General features: G+C 35.4%; 13 protein-coding genes. 1 reads left to right on the top strand and 12 read right to left on the bottom strand.

The window, feature by feature from the left end; all coding sequences use genetic code 11:
• Positions 1–8: 8 nt before the first annotated feature.
• The 12 genes from pflB to MHH66_RS02515 all read right to left on the bottom strand — a co-directional run bounded on the left by pflB (position 9) and on the right by MHH66_RS02515 (position 12852).
• Entirely contained in the window at positions 9–2258 is a 2250-nt protein-coding gene (gene pflB / locus MHH66_RS02570) for a formate C-acetyltransferase (RefSeq protein WP_002063690.1), read from the bottom strand.
• Positions 2259–2410: 152 nt separating this feature from the next.
• On the bottom strand, positions 2411–2629 hold the full coding sequence (locus MHH66_RS02565; RefSeq protein WP_078185185.1) for a hypothetical protein: 219 nt from the start codon (positions 2627–2629) through the stop codon (positions 2411–2413).
• Positions 2601–4145 (bottom strand): glycosyltransferase family 2 protein, encoded by a 1545-nt coding sequence (locus tag MHH66_RS02560; RefSeq protein WP_078185184.1) that lies wholly within the window; start codon positions 4143–4145, stop codon positions 2601–2603. Before MHH66_RS02560 ends, MHH66_RS02565 begins: the two co-directional genes overlap by 29 nt.
• Positions 4138–5103, bottom strand: a complete 966-nt coding sequence (locus tag MHH66_RS02555) for an NAD-dependent epimerase/dehydratase family protein (RefSeq protein ID WP_002166985.1) — start codon at positions 5101–5103, stop codon at positions 4138–4140. The genes MHH66_RS02560 and MHH66_RS02555 overlap by 8 nt, the downstream gene beginning before the upstream one ends.
• Positions 5100–6344 carry a nucleotide sugar dehydrogenase gene (locus tag MHH66_RS02550; RefSeq protein WP_078185183.1) on the bottom strand — a complete coding sequence of 415 codons (1245 nt, stop codon included), beginning with the start codon at positions 6342–6344 and terminating at the stop codon, positions 5100–5102. Before MHH66_RS02550 ends, MHH66_RS02555 begins: the two co-directional genes overlap by 4 nt.
• Positions 6334–7914 (bottom strand): glycosyltransferase family 2 protein, encoded by a 1581-nt coding sequence (locus MHH66_RS02545; protein WP_340866652.1) that lies wholly within the window; start codon positions 7912–7914, stop codon positions 6334–6336. Before MHH66_RS02545 ends, MHH66_RS02550 begins: the two co-directional genes overlap by 11 nt.
• Positions 7895–8089, bottom strand: a complete 195-nt coding sequence (locus MHH66_RS02540; RefSeq protein WP_002029614.1) for a hypothetical protein — start codon at positions 8087–8089, stop codon at positions 7895–7897. The genes MHH66_RS02545 and MHH66_RS02540 overlap by 20 nt, the downstream gene beginning before the upstream one ends.
• A gap of 16 nt (positions 8090–8105) precedes the next feature.
• Positions 8106–8507: a hypothetical protein gene (locus tag MHH66_RS02535; RefSeq protein WP_002125041.1), complete on the bottom strand. Its 402-nt coding sequence runs from the start codon at positions 8505–8507 to the stop codon at positions 8106–8108.
• Positions 8508–8676: 169 nt separating this feature from the next.
• On the bottom strand, positions 8677–9492 hold the full coding sequence (locus MHH66_RS02530) for a sugar ABC transporter ATP-binding protein (protein WP_078185181.1): 816 nt from the start codon (positions 9490–9492) through the stop codon (positions 8677–8679).
• An 86-nt stretch (positions 9493–9578) separates the two neighbouring features.
• The gene (locus tag MHH66_RS02525; protein WP_078180138.1) at positions 9579–10823 is read right to left on the bottom strand and encodes a serine hydrolase domain-containing protein; all 1245 of its coding nucleotides are present in this window, start codon (positions 10821–10823) and stop codon (positions 9579–9581) included.
• A gap of 268 nt (positions 10824–11091) precedes the next feature.
• Positions 11092–12597 (bottom strand): N-acetylglucosamine-specific PTS transporter subunit IIBC, encoded by a 1506-nt coding sequence (gene nagE / locus MHH66_RS02520; RefSeq protein ID WP_078185180.1) that lies wholly within the window; start codon positions 12595–12597, stop codon positions 11092–11094.
• Between the two features lie 141 nt (positions 12598–12738).
• Complete coding sequence (locus MHH66_RS02515; protein ID WP_078185179.1) at positions 12739–12852, bottom strand: transcriptional regulator; 114 nt, start codon at positions 12850–12852, stop codon at positions 12739–12741.
• Positions 12853–12921: 69 nt separating this feature from the next.
• On the opposite strand from MHH66_RS02515, the gene glsA reads away from it, so the two are divergent.
• Positions 12922–13851: a glutaminase A gene (glsA, locus tag MHH66_RS02510; protein ID WP_078185178.1), complete on the top strand. Its 930-nt coding sequence runs from the start codon at positions 12922–12924 to the stop codon at positions 13849–13851.
• Positions 13852–13927 lie beyond the last annotated feature (76 nt).

Raw genomic sequence — 13927 nt, 5'->3', positions numbered from 1 at the left:
TTTTTCACTTACATGCTTTCATGCATTGTACGGTTTATTACATCAATTTGTTGTTCACGAGTTAATTTAATAAAGTTAACAGCGTAACCAGATACACGAATTGTTAATTGTGGATATTTTTCAGGATGCTCCATTGCATCCATTAATGTTTCACGGTTAAATACGTTAATATTTAAGTGGTGTCCTTCTTTTATTGCATATCCATCAAGCATAGATACTAAGTTGCGTACTTGTACATCATCTTCTTTACCAAGTGCTTTTGGAATAATAGAGAATGTATTTGAAATACCATCTTGTGCATCTTCATATGGTAATTTAGCTACAGATAATAATGATGCTAATGCACCTTTTGTATCACGGCCATGCATTGGGTTTGCGCCCGGTGCAAATGGTTCTCCAGTACGACGTCCATCTGGAGTGTTACCAGTTTTCTTACCGTATACAACGTTAGATGTGATTGTTAAGATTGACATTGTATGAACAGAATTACGGTATGTTTTATGTTTGCGAAGCTTGTTCATAAATGTTTTCACAAGATTTACTGCAATTTCATCTACACGATCATCATTGTTACCGTATTTAGGGAAATCTCCCTCAATTTCGAAATCAACTGCAATACCATTTTCATCACGAATTGGTTTTACTTGTGCATATTTAATTGCACTTAAAGAATCTGCTACTACAGATAATCCAGCGATACCTGTTGCCATTGTACGAAGAACATTTGTATCATGAAGTGCCATTTCAATACGTTCATAGCTATATTTATCGTGCATATAGTGAATTACATTTAATGTATTTAAGTAAAGACCAGCTAACCATTCCATTGTCATATCGAATTTACGCATAACTTCTTCATAATCTAATACTTCAGAAGTAATTGGTGCGTATTCAGGACCAACTTGTGCTTTTGACTTTTCATCTTTACCACCGTTAACCGCATATAGTAATGCTTTCGCTAAGTTTGCACGTGCTCCGAAGAACTGCATTTGTTTACCGATTCTCATTGCTGATACACAACAAGCAATACCGTAGTCATCACCGTAGTCAGGACGCATAATGTCATCATTTTCATATTGAATTGCTGATGTTTTAATAGACATTTTCGCACAGTAGTTTTTAAAGTTCTCTGGTAATTGTTTAGACCAAAGAACTGTTAAGTTTGGTTCTGGTGCTGGTCCTAAATTATCTAATGTATGCAAGAAACGGAATGAGTTTTTTGTTACTAACGGACGACCGTCTAACGCCATACCACCGATAGATTCAGTTACCCAAGTCGGATCTCCAGAGAATAATTCATTATAATCAGGTGTTCTTGCAAATTTCACAAGACGTAATTTCATAATGAAATGGTCAACAATTTCTTGTGCTTCTTCTTCTGTTAAAGTACCATTTGCTAAATCTCTTTCAATGTAAACATCTAAGAATGTAGAGGTACGTCCAAGGCTCATTGCTGCCCCGTTTTGCTCTTTAATTGCTGCAAGATAAGCAAAGTATAACCATTGGAAAGCCTCTTGTGCATTTGTAGCTGGCTTAGAAATATCGAATCCATGAGAAGCAGCCATCTGTTTTAACTCTTGAAGTGCACGCATTTGCTCAGATAATTCTTCGCGTAAACGCATTGTATCTTCGCTCATTACACCGCCAGTTAAATTATAATCAGCTTTTTTCGCTTCAATTAAATGATCTATACCATATAGCGCTACGCGGCGATAGTCACCGATAATACGTCCACGTCCATATGCATCTGGAAGGCCAGTAATAACACCTGATTTACGAGCCGCTTTCATTTCTGGTGTGTATGCATCAAATACACCTTGATTATGAGTTTTACGCCAGTCTCTGAAAATACTACTAAGTTCTTTATCCATTTCATATCCATACGCTTCACAAGCTTGTTCCGCCATACGAATACCACCATATGGTTGTAAAGAACGTTTAAATGGTTTATCAGTTTGGAAACCGACCACTTTTTCAATATCTTTATTTAAATATCCTGGTTCATGTGATGTAATAGAAGAAACAATTTTTGTATCCATATCAAGAACGCCACCGTTTTCACGTTCCTTTGTTGTTAAATCCATTACTTGATCCCAAAGTTTTTTCGTTTCTTCAGTTGCTTCCGCTAAGAAAGAGTCTTCTCCCTCGTAAACGTTTACATTATTTAAAATGAAATCGCGAACATCAATCTCTGCTTTCCATTTTTCACCTTTAAAGTTTTCCCACGCGTTTTTTACATTTTCTAATACTTGAGTCATCCTAATCTCCTCCATTTTTGATTAGTACAGGACTACGTTTTTTTATATAACAGCTTACACACTTAGAATACTACTTTTTTTCGTAAGTGAACGAAATAGTTGTGACATGTTTGTGAAATGTTGAGCAAACTACTACATACATAGTGTTAACCTCATATAAAACTCTTTAGAATTAACCCTTTCTTTAATTGTATTTTTTTAGTATTCTTATATGCGAGTCCTATTTTGTAATATAAGAACGATACCCATTGTAGAGCTGTAATACTCTTATATCCTAAACTGTTATAGTTTTTATAACAAAGCAAAAAAGTGTACATACGTTGTACACTTTTTTTGTTACCACTATAAAACATCTCTTTTTCTATTTCCATCGTAAAATCCACCACGACTGTTTGTTAATGCAATTAATTGCTCTAATCCTTCTATATGATCACCAATAATTCGAAGGACAGCTGGAGGATGACCTATTTTTGCGAAATGTTCACTGGGACGAATACGGTTCATCTTATCAACATCGATACGACTTACACAAGCGATTTCAAAACCTGAAAGTACAGCTTTCACTTGTGCTACACAAGGTGACAATAATGATTTATACCCTATTTCCTTCAAACAAGTACGACTAAACGCATTAGGTACAGCAATAAGAGATCCTACTCCTAAATCTTTTCTATCACAAGCTAAATTTAATGCATATTTAAATGCTGTTACAAGATGAAGTGGTACTCTCAAATCTAAATAATGATTTAAATCATTTAATGCGACATCTGTTCCATCTGCAATAGCTTTTGCAAAAGGATATAGCTCACTAGCTGGAATAACAAAATCACCGTCTATAAATAAAACAATTTCTCCTTTTGCAAAATAAGTTCCAAGCGAACGCCCCACATCGTTTCCAAGTGCTTCTTTATACACAATTGTTGTTGCTCCCTTGTCTTTTGCAATTGTTGCCGTTTTATCGGACGAACCATTTACAACAACGATGATTTCAAAAGGTTCAATTTTGCGAAGCTCTTCTATAACGTTTCCAATTGTTTTCTCTTCATTTTGCACAGGAATAATTACCGATAATTGCTCTCCTTTATATAAATTAGATGTAACGCCCCATCCTTGATAAAAATCTTCAAAATTTAGAGTATGATAGACACTCTCTCTTTTCCTATTTCCATCATAATATCCTCCGCGCCCATTGCTGCCTAATATCCGCTCTGCTACAGCTTCTATATGATCACCTATCATTCGTTTTTCAGATTGAGAAAGATCCGTGCCATATGCAGCATGCTCGAATGGACGAAATTTATTTGGCGTAATAACGTCAATTGCACAATGACGACTAATTCTCCATTTACTTTGTGCTAGGCGTAGATGAGCCACAATAGGATTAACAAAACATTCGTCTCCAATACTGTGCACAACTTCCTTCGTCAGCGCATGAGGTACAGATAATAAAGAATCAATTTTTAATTCTTCACGCTCTAACATTGCATTTAATATTTGGCGCCATACTGTCACGGAGTGCGGTTTTTGTTTCTTTAAAAATAATGCGTCCAAATTATTTAAAACGATGTCCGCCTGATCATGTAAAATCGGATTAAGGAATAATTGTAATTTTGAAGTTTGAATAGCAAAATCTCCATCTACAAACAGTAATACATCACCTATCGCATGTTTTGCACCAACTGCGCGTCCAACGTCGTTACCAAGTGACTCTTTATGCTGGATTACTGTACAGCCTAAGCTCTCAGCAATCGCTTCTGTACCATCATTACAACCATTTGCTACTACAATAATCTCTACTGGATTCAATGGTTTTATCGATTGAACCACATCTGAAATCGTATCCACTTCATTACATACGGGAATAATAACTGATAACGACTTAGCCATTGTTTTCTTCACGAAACCATTTAATAGTTTCTTTCAATCCTTGTTCCCACGTTACTTTCGCTTGAAACTGAACAAGTTCTCTTAATTTCGTTACGTCTGGTCTTCTATTTGGAATCTCTTCAAATCCATGTGGATATACTTTCTCAAATGGAACGTGCACAATTTTGGAAATAGACTTCGTTAATTTTTTTATATCTTCCGCTACTACCCTTATATTTTTTTCATTCTCAGAACCTATATTAATAATTTCACCATTTACCTTCTCATCCATTGCACGAATTGTTGCCTCGACCGCATCACTTACATACGTAAAGCAGCGTGTCTGCTTTCCATCTCCATACACGAGAATATCGTCACCTTGCAAAGCCGCACGAATAAATCGTGGAATTACTCCTGCGTACGGACCATCTTTCGCTCTTGGACCATAAATATTAAAATAACGAACAATCGTTACAGGTAAACCTTCTAATGCGTACCCTAAACATAATGTTTCCTCTAACGTTTTACAAATTGCATAACTCCAACGTATTTTGGAAGTTGCACCGTATAAACGATCTCCTTCTTCAGAGAATGGCGGCTCTCCCTTTCCATATACTTCAGAAGTAGATGCAAATACTACTTTCTTCTTCCCTTTTAACGCTGCTTGTAAAATATTTCTCGTTCCATCGAAATTTGTTTCAATAAGCTCTACACTTTTTTCCATTGTAGTTTTGACTCCCAAAATTGCAGCTAAATGAAACACCACATCATGTTGATTCACTAATTCATAAATTGAATTTTTATCTAAAACGCTTATTGGAATAACCCGGAGCTCTTTCATTAACTCATTATGATATTTATTTTTTCCTTTATAGAAGTTATCCACAATAGTAACTTCATAACCTCTTTTCACCAACTCTTCAGCTAAATGCGAACCAATAAATCCTGCTCCACCTGTAATTAAACATTTTTCACTCATACACTCACCTTCTTTACGATTCCACGTGTATCTATTAATCGCTCAATCCCTTTAAAAAGATTCCAATCGATACTAGAGTGATCCGTTACAATTAAAATACAATCTGCTTGTTTAATTCTTTGTTCATCTAATGGAACAGATTGATATAGTGTATCTCTAATTTTCGCTGTAGAAATATACGGATCATGATATTCTATCTTGTATCCTTCTTTTATTAATAATTGAATAATTGGCAACGCCGGTGATTCTCTCAAATCATTTACATCTTTCTTATATGCAATCCCTACTATTAAAACCGTTGCGGGTGATTGCACCACACCTTTTACTTTCCCGATTATTTTCGCTGGCATTTCTTCATTAATTACATGTGCTGCCTCAATTAATTGACTAATTGCTCCAGCCTTTCTTATTCTCCATTGAAAATATAAAGGATCTACCGGAATACAGTGTCCTCCTATTCCTGGTCCTGGCCAATACGGAGTAAATCCAAACGGTTTTGTAGATGCCGCTTCAAGCACCTCATAAAAATTAATATTCAAACTTTCACAAAGTATATTTAACTCATTTACTAATGAAATATTAACTAAGCGCTGAATATTTTCAAATAGCTTACACATCTCGGCCACTTTCGGAGAGCTAACTGGAACGACTACATCAAATATAGTGCTATACAAATCCTGTACTTTTTGTTTACACTGCTCGGTTTGTCCACTAATAACTTTTGGAATTGTTTCAACTGAATACTGGCTATTCGCTGGATCAATTCGCTCTGGAGAATACCCAATATAATAATCTTCTCCTACCTTTTTACCTGTTTGAGAAATAATCGGAATGATAACTTCCTCCAGTGTACCTGGATATGTGGAGCTTTCAAAAATGAAGGTTTGTCCTTCTTGAAGGTGTTGTTGTATATAATGGGAGGCTGAAACGAGTGCACTTAAATCGGGTTCTTTATTCTCATTAATTGGCGTTGGCACAGTCACAATAACATACTCACTATTTTGGAACTCCGCAACACCTTTATCTGGTGTATTTACTATTAATTTTCTCTCGTTCAATAAATTTTGTAATACGTTAGAAGAAACATCAGGAATATAACTTTCTCCTTTAATTATTGATTCTATCTTCCTAGTATCTTTATCTAATCCAAGTACAGCATGTCCTCTTTCTGCAAAAAGGACCGCTAAAGGAAGGCCAACATATCCTAATCCAATAATGGTGACTTTACTACTAGCATTCATCTATATTCTCTTCTTCCCTTCTCAATTGTAGTATTATATCTCTATCCCTTTCTCCGTCTGTAAAACTCCCGCGCCCATTCGTATGTTGTAATAAATAAGCAATCGCCTCAAGCTGATCACCGAAAATACGATCGAATGCAGGAATTCTTCCATTTACAAACCCATGTTGCTCTGGACGTACTCGATTTGTTTTTATAACATCTACAAATTCCACTGCTGTAATAGAGCATTCTTCTAAAATAGCTTTCATTTGAGCTAATGGTGGAATGATAAGGGAATCATATCCAATTTTCTCTATTACCTTTTTATGCATAGCATGTGGCACTGCCGTTAATGAGTTGTTCCATAAATCTGGTCGTTTCGCTACCAAATTCACGAAATATTTCCCCATACTAATTGGATCTGCCGGGTGAAACATATCTAACAAACATTGCAAATCATTTAACGCCACATCATTTCCGTCTTCAATAGCATGCAAAAATGGAATTAGCTTTTTTGCCGGAATAGCAAAATCACCATCAACAAATAAACAAATATCTGCCGTAGCATGCATAGCCCCTATCGCTCGTGCTACATTATGTCCAAGTGCCTTCGCGAATTCAACTACAATAACATTCTCTAGCTTTGCTTGTTTAATTGTCTCGGCATCTGCTCCATTCGCAACAACTATGATTTCATCTACACCTGCCTTTTTCACTTCCTGTATGACAGATCTTATAGTCATTTTTTCTTCTGATACGGGTATAATAGCACTGTATTTCGCTTTTTCCTTTTGTAATAAAACTGGTTTATACTTCCCTATAAACTCTCTATCCCTGTTTCCCTCCGAAAAACCGCCACGTTTACCATATATTTCGATTACGTATTGCAAAGCACACAAATGATCACCCATAATACGACTAGTCGCCTTCGGATAAGGAGAACCAGGTGATGTACCCGTATGCACAGGACGAACCTTATTCGTGTGAATTACATCGACCGAAGCCATATCGGCAATATCTACTCCTCTAGACATCGCCATCGCTTGAAATAGTGCTGGATCTGCTAAATTCCACCACCCAAGATTCTCAATAACATCCCGATTCATCGCATGTGGAATTGCGATTAAAGAACCAACAACAAGCTCTTTTTTATTCAAATAACGATTCAACATGAATTTTCCAACTGTCGTATAGTGTGGTCTCATCTTTAAATAAACAGACCATGTTAAATTATTCACAACAATTTGATGCCCTTGCTGAACTCCTTTCACGAAACGTTGTAGCTCTTTACTCTCAATAACGATGTCACCATCTAAAAACAATACAATTTCACCTTTTGCTTCTCTAGCTCCAATTGCCCTTCCTACATCATTACCAAGAGAATGTTTATAATAAATTACATGGCAACTATGCTGTAATGCGACTTCATTCGTTCCATCTGTCGATCCATTATCTACTACAATAATTTCATACGGCTTCAGCTTCTCCACTTCTACTAAAACTTGTGATAAAGTACTTGCTTCATTATGCGCTGGAATAACAACTGATATTCTCATACTTGTATCACTCTTACCCTTCCAAGCGAACATAAGCAATAATAGGAATACGCACAAGTACATCTTCAGGTGGTCCATAAGAAGGAGATGTACGAACACTTACTGCCCCGTCCGTAACAGATAAAAGAATACCTGCAACAATTTCAACAGCTGTCACAACTTGCACTAATTCACCAACATGGTTACGCAATTCATCAGTAAATAACATATATAAGTCTCCTTTCTTACACTTCTTTCATTGATATAATACTTGTAAATGGTAATAAAACTTCAGTTCCTATTCCTTCTTGCAGCGTTAAGAAATCGTCACCAACTGCTACAATAACACCTATTAACTGTCCAACTGTCACAGTAATTTCTACGTTTTTACCTAAATATTGCTTTGCAATTTCCTTAAAAGGTGATGTATTGCATTCTTTTAAAATGTTACAAATAATAGATTGAAATTGACTTGATTCTATAAACTCTTCCGTAGCTTGCTTAGAATTTCTTTGAATAAATCTCGCAAAGTTTTGTGAAAATAAAAGTCGTTCCACAGCAGGCAGTAACTTGTCATCTAAAAAATAGCCTAATTGTCTATTAAACAGTCTGGATAATTTATGCCAATATTTTCTGAACAGACACATATGCTTCTCCTCCTATTATTTTTAAAGTATAAAAATTTACATCCATACATCTTAATTTATACAAAGCAGACTTTTTTTGTGATAGGTAAGGCATACATTTTCTAAAAGAAATAATTGTTTCAGAGCATAAAAAAGATAGATGGTTTCCCATCTATCGCTTTTCTAATCTTTAATTTTTAATTGTCACAATGGCAGCTACGCCGTAATATACCGCTCTTGATAATTCTGCTTGTTCGGATATAGAAGCTGTAACAAGGGATCCACCACTTGCCGAAAAATATTTTGCAGCTTCTAACGGAATACCATCTTCTTTCACATCAATATGTGTTCCATCTTGCCAGTCTATTTTCTGCATTGTTGCTGAAAAGTCCCCAGTCACTTTACCAATTTCCTTACCATTCATCTCTAAAAATATCCATTCCCATTTTGTTAAACTTAGTACTTGTTTCAACTCTCCAATTTTCTTTCCATTTATACTATAAAATATATAGAAGTTACGCACGCCCATCTTCTTTTGAACACGCAGCAATCTTTCTCCCGATTGATTATATAAATAAAATTGTTGCTTATGTAGTCCCTTAAAAAGAAAAGAAAGTGCACCTTTCCATATACTTTGAATAACGGAATTATACTCTTCTTTTAAAAACCCTACTGCCTTGCCATCTAATCCAAAGTACGTTATTACTTGAAATACCCCTACCTCTCTACGAACAACGAACTTTTGTTGTTCAAATAATCTAGAGCTCCCTATATTACAATTGTCCTGTTTAAGCATTTTTGCTCTTCGTTTTTCTATAAAACTATATATTAGTAATCCAAACGCTGGTAGCAAAATACCTATTAATTTCAGGATTTCTTTATCTGAAGTGAATATTGTTCCTTTTTTATATTCCATAACTAATCCCATTACAACGATAATCCATACAATGATAGCTATAAACAAAGTTCGTTTCGCATTGCGTGCATGATGCTTATGTATACTCATAAACCTCCCCCTTTTCCATTTATTTCATTATCGCACCGCACATATATTTCCTCAATGCAAAAAAGACTATCCAAAAGGACAGTCTTTTACACTTCTATATTTCGTAACATCGTATAAATGTCGTTATTCACTTTACCAAATGATTTGATGTTGTTTTGAATGTTAGATAATAACACAACATATACACTACCATTTTTACTAAATCCATTTAAGCAATTCCAACCTGGCATTACACCGTGATTTGAATAACTGCCTGGATCTACATACCAGCCAAATCCGTAATCCTTTTTCACGGCTGTAAACATTTGATCATAACTCTCTTTTGAAATTAATTTTCCTGAGAATAGCGCTTCATTAAATAAATATAAATCATGTGCGCTTGTATATATATCACCACAACCATATAGTTGTGACATGCTCGGAATGTTAGGTGTTGTCATGTTGTTATTCACTATTTTATAACCTGTTGATGGGAACCTTGTTTGCTCTAACGCTTTACCAAAACCAGAATGCTTCATACCAGCAGTAGCAAAAATATGTTGTTTAATATATTCTTCTAATGGTTGTCCACTTACCTTCTCAGCGATATAGGCAAGTATCGAATAGTTCGAATCGGAGTATTTCCATTTTTCTCCTGGACTCCCAACACGCTTTTGCTTTCCTATCCGTTTTATCAACTCTTCATGAGAGATATCTTCTGTTCCCTGCTCATATTCTGGAATCCCTGATGTATGTGTTAATAAATGTTTTAGCTGAATGCTATTACCTTGAGGAAAATCTGGAATATATTTTGCAACCGTGTCCTCTACTTGTAATTTATTTTGATCTTTTAATTGCATAATAGCAGTCGCTACAAATGCCTTTGAAATAGAGCCAATATAAAAGGTCGTTTCTGAATTATTCGGTACTTGCTTCTCTTTGTTCGCCATACCGTATCCTTTATTCAAAAGAACTTTTCCGTTCTTCACAATAACAGCTGTTCCACTAAATCCTGCGTTTTGTAAATATTGATCCAATTGAGCGTTTTCATTAATTTCTTGAGGCGGTCCTTCAGCAGGCTGCTCTATAGCTTGCGCTTGTTTCACTTGTTCTTCCTGCTCTTTTTGTTTTTGTGCTTCTTGCTTCTTTTTTTCTTCTTCTTTCTTTTTCAACTCTTCTTGCTTCTTCATTTCTGCTGCTGCTTTTAAAGTTTCCTCTTTTTTATTATGCGCAACAATTTTTGTATACATGAAATATACAAGTGACAGTAGTAGGGCTAGAATGATTGTTCTTTTTATGTATACAATCGACCGATTTGCTTTCCCATTAACAGTATTTTTTTCCTGATCCATGATTACCTTTTTCCCCTTATTTACCGATAATTTAATTCATCTACACAAGACTTATTTCAAATCATTTTCGCAGATTATGGACACTCCATTTTATGTCATCACTACTGTATCACGCACCGAACATATTACCAACCTATATGTTCAAAAAAGAAAAAGAAAATTTATAAAAGTAAGATTCCCTTTAAAAAATTAACAAAAAAAGAGGATATCCTGTAAAAGACTGTTGTTATCAATCTTTTTGGATATCCTCTTATCTAAATCTAACTATTTACACGTGTTTTTTCATATCATCGGCAACAGATTCAACGTTTGTGCCTACGATAACTTGTACGCTTGTATTACTTAATTTCATAACACCTTTTGCACCTGCGCGTTTTAATGCCGGCTCATTTACTAAACCTGCATCTTTCACTTGTAAGCGTAGACGCGTTGCACAGTTATCAATAACTGTTAAATTGTCTTTTCCACCTAAAGCAGCTACATAAGTTTCACCAATTGAACCTGCAACTGGTGCGTCTCCATCTTCAACTAACTCATCATCATCATCTTCACGACCAGGAGTTTTTAAGTCGAACTTCTTAATTAAGAAGTAGAATACTACAAAGTAAATTGCTGCGTAAATTAAACCGATTCCAGCTAGTAACACTGGTTTTGTTGCAATACCAAAGTTTAAGAAGTAATCAATTGCACCGGCACTAAATGTGAAACCATCGTGAATGCCAAGTGATGTTGTTACGAATAAAGAAATACCTGTTAACACGGCATGAATACCATATAATAATGGTGATAAGAACATGAATGAGAATTCAATAGGTTCTGTAATACCAGTTAAGAATGAAGTTAATGCTAGACCACCTAACATCCCTGTAACCATTTTACGTTTTTCTGGTTTAGCAGCTGCAATCATTGCGAAACAAGCTGCTGGTAAACCGAACATCATAACTGGGAAGAAACCAGTCATAAACATACCTGCTGTTTTATCCCCTGCAAGGAAGCGAGCGATATCACCATTTACAACATTACCTGCTGCATTTGTAAAGTCACCAAATACGAACCAGAAGTATGTGTTCATTACATGGTGTAAACCAATTGGGATTAATAGACGGTTTAATAAACCAAATAGACCTGAACCAACTGCACCTAAATTAACAATTCCATGAGCTAATGCATCGATACCATTTTGAATTGCTGGCCAAATTTGCGCGAATAGAATTCCTAATATTAGCATCACAACCGATGTAACAATCGGAACGAAACGTTTTCCAGCAAAGAAACCTAACCATTCTGGAAGTTTAATTTTATGGAATTTATTATAAAGTAATCCTGCTATAACACCGACAATAATACCACCTAAAACTTTCATATCCACTTTAGTCGATAATTCGGCTGCCTTAGATACTTGTGTCATTGTATCCGCAAGCTTAGATGGATCTACATTTGCGCTATTCCCTATTAAATCTTGAACTTTACCTAATTTATCTTGTAATTCTGCAGTAGAATATCCTTTACTAAGTGCATCAATACTATTTTTCATAACTAGATAACCAATTGCACCTGCAAGACCTGCTGCACCACTACCATCAACTGAAAGACCAATTGCAATACCAATTGCAAAAATAAGTGCTAAATTATCAAAAACCGCTGCGCCGGCCTGTGCCATAACAGGAATATTAAATACATCTGGTTGCCCTAAACGAAGCAATAATCCTGCTGCTGGTAGTACGGCGATTGGAAGCATTAACGCTTTACCAATACGTTGTAAAAACTGCAACATCTTAATTCCCCCTATCAAATTTATGAAATCGTTATCATTATAAGTACGCTTTAGAAAACGCTTTCTATTTACATAACCATAATAACATATAGTTGTATAGATGTGTAGTTTTTATTTCCGAACTTTTTATGGATAAATCTCCTATTTCCAAACTGTTATATAAAAGGGAAATTTTCCTTTTATAACACGGAATACTCGAAACTGAAGACTCACTATAGAACATTCAACTTTCGTTTTATCATTCCACTTTTTCATGTTATTATTTATTTCCGAGCATATCGGGAAAAGTAAACTTAGTTAATTCGAAATAGGAGCGTTGGTACTATGCAGTGCATTGAAACAAACAACTTACAGCAGTTGTTAGAACAAGTAAAACCATATACGAAAAAAGGAAAACTTGCTACTTATATCCCCGAACTAGGAAATGCAAATCCAAATGATCTAGGGATTGCCATTTTCCATAAAGAAACAGAATATATCCATGCTGGTAACTCACAAACACTATTTACTCTTCAAAGTATTTCTAAAGTAATTACACTTGCTCTTGCCCTTTTAGACCGTGGTGAAGAATATGTATTTTCTAAAGTTGGAATGGAACCAACTGGTGACCCTTTTAATTCTATTATTAAGCTTGAAACAACAAGTTCTTCCAAGCCTCTTAACCCAATGATTAATGCGGGTGCATTAGCCATTACAAGTATGCTAGCTGGTAATGATAACGAGGAGAAGATGGAACGCATTCTTCAATTTTTGCGTGATATAACAGACAACCCTACTATTAGTTATTCTTCTAAAGTTGCCACTTCTGAATTAGAAACAGCTTACTTAAACCGTTCACTTTGTTACTATATGAAACAAAATGGCATCATCGATAACGATATTGAAGAACTTATGGATTTATATACGCGTCAATGTGCAATTGAGGTTAACTGTATCGACCTAGCACGTGTTGGTTTAATCTTTGCAATGGATGGATATGATCCTTATAAAAAGAAACAGATCATCCCTAAACATATTACGAAAATTTGTAAAACATTTATGGTTACTTGCGGGATGTATAATGAATCTGGTGAATTTGCAATTCGTGTTGGAATCCCTGCAAAAAGTGGTGTAGCGGGCGGCATTTTCGGCTGCGTAAAAGGCGAAATGGGAATCGGTATTTTCGGACCAGCTTTAGATGCAAACGGAAATAGTATCGCCGGTTTTAAAATTCTTGAATTACTTTCTGCCCAAGAAGGTTGGAGTATGTTTTAATTTAGAAGTTATCCTGCTATATTGGCAGGATTTTTTATTTCACAAAAAATCCGTTCTACTAGGCATCAATACAATT

This window comes from Bacillus sp. FSL H8-0492 (assembly GCF_038006145.1).
GTDB classification, from domain to species: Bacteria; Bacillota; Bacilli; order Bacillales; family Bacillaceae_G; genus Bacillus_A; species Bacillus_A mycoides.
This window is presented reverse-complemented; position numbering and strand designations above follow the sequence as displayed.